Source organism: Agrobacterium sp. CCNWLW32 (genome assembly GCF_037083425.1).
Classification (GTDB): Bacteria; Pseudomonadota; Alphaproteobacteria; order Rhizobiales; family Rhizobiaceae; genus Agrobacterium; species Agrobacterium radiobacter.
The window spans coordinates 68,350-82,160 of sequence record NZ_JBAOJM010000005.1 but is presented as its reverse complement, the minus strand read 5'-3'; the positions used below and the strand labels follow the sequence as shown (position 1 = coordinate 82,160).

Below are 13,811 nucleotides of genomic sequence, written 5' to 3'. Positions count from 1 at the left end.
CCGTTATTGCTTGATGGTGGCGAGCGCAGCGCGCAGCTTTGTCTGCGGTAGGCTTAATCCCAGCCGTTCCGCCGCGGCAATGACCGGAGCGAAGCGGCGACGCTTCTTTTCGTCGTGGTTGCCGGCGATATCAGCCAGCCGATGCGCGAGAAAGGGATTGCGCAAACGCTCCCGCAACTGACCTATATAGGCCTGCGCTTCGTCTCCCATGCCTTCGGCCGCAAAGACCGGCAGAACCTCGTCCCGCCAGAGCGTCTCCAGATCCGCGACGAGAGCATCGTCGGCCATTGCCTGACGCACCGTCTCGTCTTTCCCGCGCGCATCCTGCGTCCAGCGTTCCGCCAGATAGGAATGGCCGAGATTGAGCAGGAAAAGCTTCAGCTTTTCATAGTGATCGAGATCGTCCGTGAGCACCACGGCAGGGTGCGTGCAGGGAATGACAAGCCCGTCCTGCTTCTCGATCGCCCATAGCGCATAGGGCTCCGCCACCGCACCCACCGGATCGATAGGTTCGGAGACGATGCGATCCACCAGACTATTGGCGAAACGGCACTTCTCGTTCAGATAAAAGGCAAAACCCGCCGGCAATTGCCATTCATCGGCAAGCCGGCGAATGACCTCCTTCAGCCTTTCGCCGTTACGCGGCACAAGTTCACAGGGGAAGATGGACACGGTCGCTTCCGGATTGCTCTGAAAACGCTCCAGCATCAACATGCAGAGTTTCGCCGGAAAGCTCTTCGGCACGATCGTAAAATCGCCAGCAAGCCCAGCATTGTCGGCCGAATCCAGCTCATAACCGCGGTCGCCCGTATTGGACAGAATGACCTCGGCCTCGCAGGCGAGGCGGCGCACTTCGGCCCAGTCGGTCGCAGCGGTCAGTGCCCGCGCGACAGCCCTGCCTTGAATTTCCTCGTCCACTTCCTGCCCATCACGAATACCGCGAATAAGCACTGGGTAGGGCGCGCCGCTGTTCAGCGCCGCAACGCGCTTCAGGCTCTCCGCATTGCCGGTCGTCTGGATAATCGCAATGCGCCCGAGCGCTTCGCCCTTGTCCAGCGCCTGCGAAACAAAGAGATCCGCATGCGCCAGAAGAAAGCGGCTGGTGCCGAATTGCAGGATGGGCGTATCGGACGTCATGCGACCTCCACCATGCCTTTGATCACTCCGGCCTTCGGATCGGTCAGGCCGGCAAATTTGGAGGGCACATCGGCAAGCGTCATGCGATGGGTGATCAGTGCCTCCGGCACCTTGCCTTCCCGCAGCGCCTGCAGGACGCGCTCGAAATCCTGAGGCGTGGCATTGCGGCTGCCGAGCAGCGTCGTCTCACGCTTGTGGAACTCCGGATCGTTGAAGCTGATATCGCTGGCGACGATGGAGACCAGCACGTAGGAACCGCCATGGCCGACAAAGGAAAAGCCGCGCTCCATGGCTTTCGGATTGCCGGTCGCATCAAAGACCGCATCGAAGAAATCGCCGTCGGTGATTTCGGAAAGACGATCTTTGTCACCTTCCCCGAGTGTCACCGTATGCGCAACGCCAAGATGCTCCTTGCAGAAATCCAATCGGTCGGTACGTCCATCGATCATCGTCACTTCGCCACCATCGAGAACGGCGAAAACCGCAACGGCCATGCCGATCGGGCCGGCACCGACGATCAGAACCTTCTGCCCCCTCTCGACTGTGCCACGGCGCACCGCATGCGCACCAATAGCCAGAAATTCGGTCATCGCCGCCTGGTCGAGGCTCAGCCCCTCCGCCTTCAGTACAAATTGCTGCGGCACGCTCAGATATTCGACCATGCCGCCGTCACGATGAACGCCGAGCACACCGATATTGCGGCAGCAATTGCTCTTGCCCTTAAGGCAGGCGCTGCATTTGCCGCACGAGATATAGGGAATGACGGTGACCACGTCGCCCACGGACAGATGGCTGCCTTGCGGCGCCTCTTCCACCGTGCCGGAAAGCTCATGACCCATGATACGCGGATAGGAAAGATAAGGCTGGTTGCCGGTGAAGATGTGCAGATCCGTGCCGCAAACACCAATGCGGCGGATGCGCACCAGCACTTCACCTTCGCCACGCGCTGGTTTCGGCAGTTCCTTGGGGACGAGTTGACCTGGGGTTTCGCAGAAAATCGCCAGCATGCATCACCTGTGGGAAAGGGAATAAAAACGAATGGCATTACCGCCAAAGACTGCCGCATGGTCCTCTGCCGGCACGATATCGCGGCAGAAATCCAGCCATGCCTGATAATCGCCGGCCAGCCGCAACACCGGCCAGTCACTGCCGAAAATCACGCGGTTGCCACCAAAGAGTTCAAGAATGGTCTCGGCATAAGGCCGCACGGCTTCCGGTCGCTGTTCACCGCGCTCGGTCAGCAGACCGGAGAGTTTGCAATGGACATTGGGAAGAGCCGCCAGAGCGGCCATATCCTTGCGCCAGTCGCTGTAGTGACCGATGGCAATCACGGGCTTCGCGCCATGGTCGATGACGATGGGCAACTGCGGATGGCGGCGGGCGAACGACAGCAGATGCGGCAGATTGGGCGGCAGGACCAGCGCATCGAACGCCAGACCGTGCTTTACCAAAGCCGCCGCGGCTGGATCGAGTGCCGGATCATCGATCCAGGCAACATCCTCCATGCCCTGCAACATCGGACGCACAGCCTTGAAGGCCGGATGTTTTGCCCGGCGAGCAATTTCACTCGCCGCCTCGGGAGACTTCATGTCCACCCAGCCAACCACGCCCTTGATGAAATCGGTCTTTTCCGCCAGTTCCAGCATGAAATCCGTGTCGGCCCGTGTCTCCATCGTCTGCACCAGCACGGTGCCGGAAACTCCGGCAGCGGCCAGCAAGGGCGACAGATCGGCGGGGAGAAAATCCCGGTAGATGGCGGCGAGCGACGGCGGCGGCCATTGCCCGGCACGATCCTTCATCAGCCAGAAATGCTGGTGGGCGTCGATAATCATGCCTCAAGCCTTCCCGACAGGCGTAGGCGCACCTTCGGCAATCAGGCCACGTCTGTGCAGCTCGGACCAGAATTCATCCGGGATCGACTGTTCGAACCATTCGATATTGGAAGCGAGCTGCTGCGCATTACGCGCACCTGAGACAACAGTGACCGAAGCCGGATGGGCGAGCGGAAACTGCAATGCGGCGGCCTGCAGCGATACGCCGAGTTCCTCGCAAACACCCTGCAGCGCATCGACACGCGTGAGAATATCGGCAGGCGCGTCAGCATAATTGAATTTGCGGTTGCCAGCGAGAATGCCGGAATTGAAAGCACCGGCGACAACGATACCGACGCCGCTTTCAGCGCAACGGTTCATGAAACCAAGGCTCTGCTGTTCCAGCAGCGTATAACGGCCAGCGAGCATGGCGACGTCGATGTCGAAGACATCCATCGCGTCGCTGACAATTTCCCACTCGTTGACGCCAAGGCCGATGGCCCCCGTCGATCCTTCCTCGCGGAGCTTGCCAAGCGCCCGGAAGCCGCCGCCCGTGGTCAACTGCTCCCAATAATGCTGGTGCTTTTCGCCATGGGTGTAGGAACCGATATCGTGGACATAAAGAATATCCGGCTTCAGGACGCCTAGCCGCTGCTGGCTTGCCTCGAAGGAGCGCAGAATACCGTCATAGGAATAATCATAGACCGGGCGGAAGGGCAGGGGCGCTATATAAGCATCCTCCTCCGGACCGACGGTCTCGTCAGGAACCATCACACGGCCGACCTTGGTGCTGAGCGTATATTCGCTCCGGTCATGCTCCGTAACCATGGTGCCGAGACGACGCTCCGACCGCGTATAGCCATAAAACGGCGCGGTATCGAAATAACGCATGCCGCTTTCCCATGCCTTGTCGAACGCACCCTTGGACTCTTCATAGGGGGTGACGCGGTAGAGATTGCCCATCTGGGCGCAACCGAGGCCCATGACGGTGACGTCAACGGCGCGGTGCGGCAACTTACGTGTATCGGAGACTTTCATCGCAGGGACTTCCTGAATTTCTAGCTAGAGCGGGATGGTGAAAACCGCATCTCAAACAGGTAAGGCGCGCCGCCACAGGGCGGCGCGCCATCATGCATCAGTAAAGAACGTTCTTGGCTTCCGGCTTTTCGATATTGTCCTTGGTGACAACAACGACGCCGGTATCGACGAACTTCTCGACCTTTTCCTTGTTGATGAGCTTGGAAATGGTCTCTACGCCCTTTTCACCCATCTGGTAGGAACCCTGAACCACGATACCGCCCAGCGTGCCATCCTTGACGAAGCTCTGAAGGTCCTGATTGCCGTCGAAACCGATGGCGACGACCTTGCCGGCCTTGCCGCTCTGGGCGAGAGCGCGGCCAACGCCGATTGCCGTCGGCTCGTTAGCGCCGAAAATGCCCTTGAGGTCCGAATTGGCGGCCAGAACGTCGGTCGTCTGGTTCAGCGCGGTGGCCATCTGCGACTGCGAGTAGAACGGTCCGACAATCTTCAGATTGGAGTTCATCTGGATATAGTCGGTGAAACCGCCGACACGGCCGATTTCGGAACCGGCACCAGCGACATAAGACATGACGGCGATCTTGCCTTCCTTGCCCACCTTGTCGATCAGCGCCTGCGCTGCCAGTTCGCCGGCTTTCTTGTTATCGGTCGCCAGGAACGACTGGTAATATTGCTCCGAGCCCTTGGCGAGCTGCGAGTCGATCAGGACGACGGGAATACGGGCTTCCCAGGCCTTCTTGACGGCAGGCACCAGCGCGTCCGGATCGGAAGGTGCGAGAACAATACCAGCAACCTTACGGTTGATGGCGTTTTCAACCATGTTGACCTGGTCGGCAATCGCCGATTCAGCAGCCGGACCCTGGAAGGTCATGGTGTTGCCGGAAGAATTCTTCATCGCCGCGTCAGCGCCCTTCTGGACGTTCTGCCAGAAGGTGGAGTTGACGGTCTTGACGATGACGGCGATTTCACCGGCCTGCACGGTGGAAACGCTCCACAGCGCGATTGCGGATGTCAGAAGGGCAGTCGCAATTTTCTTCATTTCTTCCTCCGTGATGTCGGCATACCGGGCCTCCCCTGCCGATCTTTTTTGCGGAAAGGGTCCGCAGCCCTTTGATCAGCGGCGGTTGCGCAGCTGGTCGATCCAGACGGTGACCAGAATGACGAGGCCGATGATGATCTGTTGCGTGAAGGCGGAGACGCCATTCATATTGAGACCGTTGCGCAGGATGCCGATGACGAAGGCACCGATGGCCGTACCGGAAATCGTGCCGACGCCGCCGATCAGCGATGTGCCGCCGATAACGGCGCTGGCAATCGCATCCAGCTCATACATCACGCCCTCATTCGGCTGGGCAGTGACGAGGCGCGACATCAGCACGCAGCCCGTCAGCCCGGCGAGCGTGCCGGACAGGATGTAGGTGAAATTGGTGACGCGGGCGACGTTGACACCGGAAAGGCGTGCAGCATCCGCATTGGAGCCCACGGCGTAGATGTGGCGGCCGAGGATCGAGCGGTTGAGCATGAAGGAAACCGCAAGCGCAATCACCACCATCAGGATGACGGGGTAAGGAATGCCGGGGAAAACGACATTCGGAAAACCGTCGTCACCGATATTAACAATGCGGAAGAGAGCGCCGTTGCCGAGTTCGCCAAAGGATTCACCAAGGCCCGAAACGGCGCGCGCACCGGTAATCTGCAGCGCCACGCCGCGCGCGATCAGCATCATGCCGAGAGTGGCGATGAAGGGCGGCAGCTTGAAACGCGTGACCAGAAGGCCGTTGATGAAACCACAGAGCGATCCCGTCAGAATGCCGAGCAACATGCCGATCGGCACAGGCATGCCGAGTTCCTTCACCGCAAGGGCGGCAACCACACCGGCGAGCGCCAGCACCGAACCGACAGAAAGATCGATACCGCCGGTGATGATGACGCAGGTGGCACCAATGCCGAGCAGAGCGATGGACGTGACCTGCAACGCAATCGTCATGCCGTTATTGACGGTGAAGAAGGCGCTGCTGGTGGCGGAGAAGACCGCGACGAGGGCGAACAGGCTGCCGAGCGCAGCAAACTTCTGGATGATGTCCTTCTGGCGGTCGCTGACAGCAAAGCTCTTCTTGGGTTCTGCAATATTGGCCATGTCGTTCCTCACTGCGCGGCCCGGCCGTAACCGGACGCATACCGCATGATTTCTTCCTGATTGGTCTTGGCGGTTTCGAGTACGCCCGTGATGCGGCCCTGATGGAAGACCGCGATGCGATCCGTCAGCCCCAGAATTTCCGGCAATTCCGAACTGATGAGAACGACGCCGATGCCCTGTGCGGCCAGTTCGTCCATGATCTTGTAGATCGCGAATTTCGCGCCGACATCGATGCCGCGTGTCGGCTCATCGAAGAACAGCACGCGCGACTGGCGGAACAGCCATTTGCCGATGATGATTTTCTGCTGATTGCCACCCGAAAGCAGCCGCACCGTCTGATCGATCGAAGGGGTGCGGATATTCAGAAGGTCGACGTAGCGCTTGGCGACGTCGTCGTGCTTCTTGAAGTCGATCAGCCCGAAACGGTTGGAAACCTCGCCGAGATTGGCAAGCGTCGTATTGGCCGCCACCGACATCTTGATGGCGAGGCCATCGCTTTTGCGGTCTTCCGAGAGATAGGCAATACCTTCTTCGATCGCGTCCTGTGGCGAGTTGATCGAAAGCTCGCGCCCATTGAAGGTGATTTTGCCGGCATCAAGCGGATCGGCCCCGAAGATCGCCCGCGCGACTTCCGTTCGTCCCGCGCCCATAAGTCCGGCAAAACCGAGGATTTCACCGCGCCGCAGTGAAAAGCTCACATCGCTGAATACGCCATTGCGGGCCAGACCTTCAACGGAGAAGATGACGTCTTCCGTCGGGCGCGATGTGCGCTCGGGGAATTTGTCTTCCAATGAACGCCCGACCATGCGGGTGACGATGTCATCGACGGTAATCGAGGCGAAATCGTCGGTCGAAATATAACGTCCGTCACGCAGGACCGTCACACGGTCGACGATCTCGGCCATTTCATCGAGACGATGGGAAATGTAAACGATGCCGACGCCGGAGGCTTTGAGGTCCCGGATAACCTTGAAAAGAAGGCGGGTTTCCTGCTCGGTCAGCGAAGAGGTCGGCTCATCCATGATGAGCACTTCCGCATCAAGCGACAGCGCCTTGGCAATCTCCACCATCTGACATTGGGCGACGGAGAGGCCACGGACCATCTGGTCGGGGTTGATATCAACACCCAGCCGGTCGAGACAGCGCTTGGCGTCGAGACGCAGCTTCTTGCGGTCAACGAGGAAACCGCGACGCGGTTCGCGCGCAAGATAGATGTTCTCGGCAACGGAAAGATGCGGAACGAGGTTGAGTTCCTGGTGAATGATGGCGATGCCGGCGGCTTCGGATTCCAGCGGTGATGCATATTGCACCTTCACGCCCTTGTGCAGGATCGTGCCGTCGCTCGGCTGATAAACGCCGCTGATGATTTTCATCAGCGTCGATTTTCCCGCACCATTCTCGCCGCAGACGGCATGCACTTCACCGCCGCGCAAATCAAAATGCACGTTGGACAGCGCTTTGACGCCCGGAAATTCCTTGCTGATATTGTCGAGACGCAGAAGGGCCGAACGCTCCGCGCGCGCCATCTCCTCAGGCGAAAAATCGCCCCGAATTGTCGATGCGCCCTGCGACATCTGGAAACCTCCCACCCGTATCCCCGCTCCACCGGGGTTCATGAACAGGTCAAATGGTTAGGCCGGTTTTTCAGAATGGTCAAGCCAATTAGGTCAAAATTTGCTATCCTGCATCCGAAGCGGAAACAGAGTATCGAAATCATATCGGTAATAAGCATGTATTTTCATATGATTAAGTAATTCCTTGCGCATTGATACGCTTGGCGTTACGGTAAGGCCAAATACGGATTGCAGATAGGGCTCGTCGGAAAACACATGAGTGGTCAGGCCAAAATAGCGGAACCGCGCAGGCTTTATCAGCAGATTGCGGACCAGATACGTGAACTCATCGATATGGGTGAATTCCTACCCGGTACGCGGCTTCCCGCCGAACGGGAACTGGCCCAGAAGCTCGGTGTATCAAGGCCTTCGTTGCGCGAGGCGCTGATTGCGCTTGAAATCGACAACACCGTCGAGATTCGCATGGGTTCCGGCGTCTATGTGTCGGCGGAAGCTCTGCAGACGACCCATCATACCAAATCGCTTGGCGACAGCCCCTCCGAACTGATGCAGGCGCGGGCCGCGCTGGAGGGCGCGACCATCGTGCTGGCGGCAAGCCGGATGACCGATGAGACGATCGCGACCCTCCGCCAGATACTCAACACCATGCAAAGGGAAATCGAGGCCAGTCGCAAACCTCTGGATCAGGACCGGCTGTTTCACGTCACCATAGCCGAGCAATCCGGTAACAGCGTTCTGGCCCGAATGGTGGCGAACCTTTTCGATGAGCGCCACAGCCCGATTTCGGCCCAGCTTCGCGTGAAATTTGAAGACCGCGATACCTGGACCCATGCGCTTCAGGAACATGAAGCCATTCTGGCGGCGCTTGAGCTTAAAGACCCGCTGCTGGCGCAGGCAGCCATGCATACCCATCTGGAAGGTTCGAAGAGACGCTGGGTAGAAAGCTGATTTCGAAACATAGCAGACAATATATACCGGGAGGAGGATAACCCGTGAGTGAGAATTCCGAGGCAACCATTTTGCTGAACGCCAACGACAATGTCGCGGTGGCGCGTCGGTCCATTCCGGCCGGCGGCGCAACGGGCAGGGGAGATCTGGCGGCGCTCGAATTGATCGGGCGCGGACATAAGGTGGCCCTCAAACTCATCAAATCCGGAGACGAGGTGCTGAAATACGGACAGGTGATCGGCATCGCCACACAGGATATCGAGCCCGGCCGGCATGTTCACCTGCACAATCTCGCCATGGTGCCGTCCGAACACGCGCATCAGTTCAGTATCGATATTGAAGAAAAGGGCATGCTGCCGGAAGCCGAGCGCCGGACGTTCAAGGGGTATGACCGCGGCCTCGGTGGCGTCGGAACACGAAACTATATCGGCGTCATCGCTTCGGTGAACTGTTCCGCCACGGTATCGCGTTACATCGCCGATTATTTCAACAAGCAGGGCGGCCTTGATGGTTTCGACAATGTCGATGGCGTCGTGGCGCTGACCCATGGGGGCGGCTGTGCGCTGAATACAAAATCGGAAGGTTACCGCCTGCTGATCCGCACCATTCAGGGTTATGCCCGCCATCCGAATTTCGGCGGCATTCTGCTGATCGGCCTCGGCTGTGAAACCAACCAGATCGCCCCCATCCTCGAACATTACAAGATGGAAGAGGGTGAGCGGCTGCGCACCATGACGATCCAGCAGCATGGCGGCACCCGCAAGACGATCGATGCGGCGATCGCCGAGATCAAGGCCATGCTGCCAATGGTCAACGCCGCCAGCCGCACCGAGCAACCACTCTCCAAGCTGAAGGTGGCGCTGGAATGTGGTGGTTCGGATGGTTACTCTGGCATTTCCGCTAACCCGGCCCTGGGTTATGCCTCCGACCTCATCGTCCGCAACGGCGGCACCACAGTCCTCTCCGAAACGCCGGAGATTTACGGCGCCGAGCATCTGTTGACGAAGCGCGCAGTCACCCCTGCCGTCGCCGAGAAGCTCTTGCAGCGTATCGACTGGTGGCGGGATTATACCGCCCGCAACGGTGACGAACTAAACAACAACCCTTCCCACGGCAACAAGCTTGGCGGCCTGACCACCATTCTGGAAAAATCACTCGGCGCAGTCGCAAAGGGCGGCTCCATGCCGCTGAAGGCGGTTTATGAATTTGCCGAGACCGTGACGGAGCAGGGTTTCGTCTTCATGGATACACCAGGCTATGATCCCGTTGCCGTCACCGGCCAGGTCGCGGGCGGCTGCAACGTCATCTGTTTCACCACCGGCCGCGGCTCGGTCTCGGGCTTCAAGCCGGCTCCCTGCATCAAGATCGCCACCAATTCCGAAATGTATGAACACATGAAGGAAGACATGGATATCAATTGCGGCGAGATCGTCACCGGCAACGAAACCATCGAACAATCCGGCAAACGAATTTTCGAGCATATTCTGGCCGTCGCATCCGGCGACAAGACCGTCAGCGAGATTTACGACTACGGCGACAACGAATTTGTGCCTTGGCAGGTTGGGGCTGTGACCTGAACCTGCGACACCAGACTGTCCCACGTGAAACAAAAGGCCCGGAAATCACTTTCCGGGCCTTTGTCATTTCTGCCTGTTCCGCACTTAGTGGCGGAAGTGACGCATGCCGGTAAAGACCATTGCCACATTGTGCTCGTTCGCAGCGTCGATCACTTCCTGATCGCGCATGGAGCCACCCGGCTGGATAACAGCGGTAGCACCTGCGGCGATCGCGGCGAGCAGACCGTCAGCAAAGGGATAAAATGCTTCCGAAGCGACGGCAGAGCCGCGTGTCAGCGGCTCGGAAAGACCAAGAGCCTTGGCGGCATCTTCCGCCTTCTGGGCGGCAATGCGGGCGGAATCCACACGGCTCATCTGGCCGGCACCGATGCCTGCGGTCTGCCCGTCCTTAGCATAGATAACGGCATTGGACTTAACATGCTTGGCGATCTTGAAGGCGAACTTCATGTCTTCAAGCTCCTGCGTCGTTGGCGCACGCTTGGTGACCACCTGGAGATCCAGATCTTCGACCATGCCATTGTCGCGGCTCTGCACCAGCAGGCCACCCGAAACGGTCTTCGCCGTAATCCCGGCCGCGCGCGGATCAGGCAGACCGCCAGCGGTCAGCAGGCGCAGGTTCGGCTTGCGGGCGATGATGGACTTGGCTTCTTCCGTCACGTCAGGTGCGATGATGACTTCCGTGAAGAGCTTGACGATCTCTTCCGCCGTTTCCGCATCAAGCGTGCGGTTCAAGGCGATAACGCCGCCAAAGGCGGAAACGGAATCACATGCCAGCGCGCGCCGATAGGCTTCGGCAAGCGTCGGGCCGGTCGCAACGCCACAGGGATTGGCGTGTTTGATGATGGCAACGGCCGGCGCGTTTTCCGGCAGGAATTCCGCCACAAGCTCGTAAGCTGCGTCCGTATCATTGATGTTGTTGTAGGAAAGCTGTTTGCCCTGAAGCAGAGTGGCGGTCGCCACGCCAGGGCGCTTTTCGCCCGTCAGGTAGAAGCCTGCGCTCTGGTGCGGGTTTTCACCATAACGCATCTTTTCCTTCAGCGCGCCGCCGATGGCGCGGTAATCCGGCGTCTCGATCGCAAGCGCTTGCGCGAACCAGTTGGAAATCACCGCGTCATAGGCAGCCGTGCGGGCATAGGCCTTGGCGGCAAAACGCTGGCGTAGCGCATAGGAGGTCTGGCCGTCATCAGCCTGCAGGGCTTCAACCAGGTCAGGGTAATCGGACGGATCGGTAACAACAGTGACATAGGCATGGTTCTTGGCGGAAGCGCGGATCATTGCCGGGCCACCAATATCGATGTTCTCGACCGTCGTCGGATAATCGCCGCCCTTGGCGCGAACTTCCTCGAAAGGATAGAGATTGATAACCGAGAGATCGATCGCCTCGATGCCGTGCGCCTTCATCGCCTCGACATGCTCCGCGTCGTCCCTGATAGCCAGCAGCCCACCATGGACATTGGGGTGCAGAGTCTTGACGCGGCCGTCCATAATCTCAGGAAAATTCGTCACGTCGGAGACATCCGTCACCGGCAGGCCTGCTTCCGCAATGGCTTTCGCCGTACCACCGGTCGACAGGAGCTTGACGCCAAGCTTCGACAGAACCGTCGCCAGCTCTATAATGTCAGTCTTGTCAGACACGGAAAGAAGCGCCGTGCGGATTTTGACCTTGTCGGGGGCGGGGATTTTCTTGGACACGACGGCCATCAGGCATACTCCGTTCAACGGGGAGGACAGGCTGGAATGGGATTGATCCAGCAATTGCCGCCGCGTTAACACAGCTTACCGGATTAATAAACAGCGGGGATGTCAAACGGCGTAAACTATGGCGGTTTTTGCCCCGCACCGCCGGAAATTTCCTAGGCCTGGCGTTCGATCAGCCAGCGGATTTCCCGCGTATTCGCAAGATTGAAGGAGAGCTCGATCTGCTGAGAGGGCCGCATGCCGGACGCATCGGCCATGAAGACATCCTCGGTGACGAAAAGCTCCAGCCCGGGCGCCGAAAACAGCCAGACGGTTCCATCCGCCGCCTCCAAGTAGACCGACTCTTCGTCCCGCTGATGCAGCTGAATGTGAGGATGAATGTGGAAACGCGAAACCGCGGAGATCGACTGCAATTGCGTTTTTGCGGCATTCTCATCAGCCCGAAGCAGATCCCGGCCTTTTATCTTGGTGCCGGCCGCATTCAATTCTATTTCCCGCTCGTGATAGCAGCCGAAATTCTGCAAATAGCCGTCATGAGACGCCCACAGGATGTCATTGCCATTTGCATCCGTTCCACGCCGGCTGTCGACATGGCTGACGCCAGATACCATGATGGGACCAAGCAGCCGCGAGCGCGACAGTCTGCAGGATGATGTATCCGCAAGCGTGACGGTGGAATGCGCGGCCGTGGAACGGCTGGCCCGCTGATATTCCGGCGCGGCATTTCGCGGAAAGCCTGAATTGACGATGAAGCGGTTCTTGCCACAGGACATTTCAAAAGACAGGCAACCCGAATGGGCACTACGTGAAAGCTCCGCAGAAGCGGGATACCCCGTATCGACGATGATGACCGTATCGTCCGTCGCAAGCCGGTGATAGTTCACATCCGGCAGGACTTTGGAGGGCCTGCCAGCCGTTTCGTCGTAGCGCAGCACGGAAACAAGCTCATTGGCCAGTGTGGCCGTGGCGCCGTTGAACAGCGCGAGATCGCCGCCCTGATGCCGGAAGAACCGAATCGCCGGAAACATGCGGTCTATCGCCGGCACCAGACCGGAGGGGAGATCATGGCCCAGATTGATATAACTTTGTCGCAGCGGCAGGAGATCGAGCAGCAAATCCAGCATGACCCGTGGGTTACGGGAAACATGCCCGCCATCGGGCAGAATCTGGCGTTCCATTTCCTGAGCCAGCTTCATTCCGTTCCGGTTGATGCGCGACAGGCGGGTAGGCATGGCGATAGAGGCCATGGCAAGCGCGATCCTAACCCTCAGCCGCGCTTCGCCGTCAGGCGCATGTCTGACGATTCTTTCGAGATACCGCACGTGAAAGGTAAGGCTTTTCAGGAAACGGCGGTAAAAACCGGCATCAGCCTCGTATAAAACCACGGGAGAGTGCGAGAGCCAGGCTATCAACCTCTGCGCCGCGATTTCCGGCGACCAGGCGATACCCGCAAGCCGTCTGCCATGGATCACCATCCATTCGGCGACGATGCGGCGAGCCCGCTTGCAGGCCTCGCTCGATTTATCGGATCGAATATGACGCAGCCAAGTGAATGCATGCAGCCGTTCTTCGAAAACCGCCGAGGGGTAGTCCACCTGAAAGGGCGAAGCCCCGCCGGTTTCGACGACACGCCCGGCCAACGCGATGCGGCCCCGCAACAATTCCTCGGCGAAATAGGGATCGATCGCTCTGAGATCGGTCGGCGCCGCCACCAGACCATCGGGCACACGATTGGCAAATCGCGACACATGCAGGCGCAAAGGCGTAAGGCCGACACACAAATGACGATACGCCATCCGCGACAGAAGACCGGCGGCATTCATGCTGCCTGCAAAGGACCCTAACAAGCTGTGTTTCCCGTTTCACATGTTTTGTTTTTATCAGTGAACCG

General features: G+C 58.9%; 11 protein-coding genes. 2 read left to right on the top strand and 9 right to left on the bottom strand.

Going from position 1 to position 13,811, the window contains the following annotated elements; all coding sequences use genetic code 11:
* Window positions 1–3 precede the first annotated feature (3 nt).
* The 7 genes from V6R85_RS13190 to V6R85_RS13160 form a co-directional block, all read right to left on the bottom strand.
* Entirely contained in the window at window positions 4–1,137 is a 1,134-nt protein-coding gene (locus V6R85_RS13190) for a mannitol dehydrogenase family protein (protein WP_111834607.1), read from the bottom strand.
* Window positions 1,134–2,144 (bottom strand): zinc-binding alcohol dehydrogenase family protein, encoded by a 1,011-nt coding sequence (locus tag V6R85_RS13185; protein ID WP_111817188.1) that lies wholly within the window; start codon window positions 2,142–2,144, stop codon window positions 1,134–1,136. Before V6R85_RS13185 ends, V6R85_RS13190 begins: the two co-directional genes overlap by 4 nt.
* A 3-nt stretch (window positions 2,145–2,147) precedes the next feature.
* Window positions 2,148–2,969 (bottom strand): amidohydrolase family protein, encoded by an 822-nt coding sequence (locus tag V6R85_RS13180; RefSeq protein WP_111834606.1) that lies wholly within the window; start codon window positions 2,967–2,969, stop codon window positions 2,148–2,150.
* A 3-nt stretch (window positions 2,970–2,972) separates the two neighbouring features.
* A complete protein-coding gene (locus tag V6R85_RS13175; protein ID WP_111792787.1) occupies window positions 2,973–3,986 on the bottom strand; it encodes an aldo/keto reductase in 1,014 nt (337 codons plus the stop codon).
* Between the two features lie 97 nt (window positions 3,987–4,083).
* The gene (locus tag V6R85_RS13170; RefSeq protein WP_003505310.1) at window positions 4,084–5,025 is read right to left on the bottom strand and encodes an ABC transporter substrate-binding protein; all 942 of its coding nucleotides are present in this window, start codon (window positions 5,023–5,025) and stop codon (window positions 4,084–4,086) included.
* A gap of 75 nt (window positions 5,026–5,100) precedes the next feature.
* Complete coding sequence (locus tag V6R85_RS13165; RefSeq protein ID WP_003505311.1) at window positions 5,101–6,123, bottom strand: ABC transporter permease; 1,023 nt, start codon at window positions 6,121–6,123, stop codon at window positions 5,101–5,103.
* An 8-nt stretch (window positions 6,124–6,131) separates the two neighbouring features.
* Window positions 6,132–7,697: a sugar ABC transporter ATP-binding protein gene (locus V6R85_RS13160; RefSeq protein ID WP_162687265.1), complete on the bottom strand. Its 1,566-nt coding sequence runs from the start codon at window positions 7,695–7,697 to the stop codon at window positions 6,132–6,134.
* Between the two features lie 255 nt (window positions 7,698–7,952).
* Between V6R85_RS13160 and V6R85_RS13155 the strand changes: the two genes are divergently transcribed.
* Entirely contained in the window at window positions 7,953–8,645 is a 693-nt protein-coding gene (locus V6R85_RS13155; RefSeq protein WP_111834605.1) for a FadR/GntR family transcriptional regulator, read from the top strand.
* A 44-nt stretch (window positions 8,646–8,689) separates the two neighbouring features.
* Window positions 8,690–10,222, top strand: a complete 1,533-nt coding sequence (locus V6R85_RS13150; protein WP_111834604.1) for a UxaA family hydrolase — start codon at window positions 8,690–8,692, stop codon at window positions 10,220–10,222.
* An 84-nt stretch (window positions 10,223–10,306) separates the two neighbouring features.
* Here the strand turns inward: V6R85_RS13150 and purH are convergent, their stop codons facing one another.
* Together purH and V6R85_RS13140 are read right to left on the bottom strand one after the other, a co-directional pair.
* Entirely contained in the window at window positions 10,307–11,923 is a 1,617-nt protein-coding gene (purH, locus tag V6R85_RS13145; protein ID WP_111834603.1) for a bifunctional phosphoribosylaminoimidazolecarboxamide formyltransferase/IMP cyclohydrolase, read from the bottom strand.
* 152 nt (window positions 11,924–12,075) lie between these two features.
* Window positions 12,076–13,743 carry a heparinase II/III family protein gene (locus V6R85_RS13140; RefSeq protein WP_162695551.1) on the bottom strand — a complete coding sequence of 556 codons (1,668 nt, stop codon included), beginning with the start codon at window positions 13,741–13,743 and terminating at the stop codon, window positions 12,076–12,078.
* Between the last annotated feature and the right edge of the window lie 68 nt (window positions 13,744–13,811).

Bases quoted from the DNA above. Each gene is read 5' to 3' on its own strand.
- V6R85_RS13190 (WP_111834607.1), bottom strand. From the start codon at position 1,137: ATGACGTCCGATACGCCCATCCTGCAATTCGGCACCAGCCGCTTTCTT.
- V6R85_RS13185 (WP_111817188.1), bottom strand. From the start codon at position 2,144: ATGCTGGCGATTTTCTGCGAAACCCCAGGTCAACTCGTCCCCAAGGAA.
- V6R85_RS13180 (WP_111834606.1), bottom strand. From the start codon at position 2,969: ATGATTATCGACGCCCACCAGCATTTCTGGCTGATGAAGGATCGTGCC.
- V6R85_RS13175 (WP_111792787.1), bottom strand. From the start codon at position 3,986: ATGAAAGTCTCCGATACACGTAAGTTGCCGCACCGCGCCGTTGACGTC.
- V6R85_RS13170 (WP_003505310.1), bottom strand. From the start codon at position 5,025: ATGAAGAAAATTGCGACTGCCCTTCTGACATCCGCAATCGCGCTGTGG.
- V6R85_RS13165 (WP_003505311.1), bottom strand. From the start codon at position 6,123: ATGGCCAATATTGCAGAACCCAAGAAGAGCTTTGCTGTCAGCGACCGC.
- V6R85_RS13160 (WP_162687265.1), bottom strand. From the start codon at position 7,697: ATGTCGCAGGGCGCATCGACAATTCGGGGCGATTTTTCGCCTGAGGAG.
- V6R85_RS13155 (WP_111834605.1), top strand. From the start codon at position 7,953: ATGAGTGGTCAGGCCAAAATAGCGGAACCGCGCAGGCTTTATCAGCAG.
- purH (WP_111834603.1), bottom strand. From the start codon at position 11,923: ATGGCCGTCGTGTCCAAGAAAATCCCCGCCCCCGACAAGGTCAAAATC.
- V6R85_RS13140 (WP_162695551.1), bottom strand. From the start codon at position 13,743: ATGAATGCCGCCGGTCTTCTGTCGCGGATGGCGTATCGTCATTTGTGT.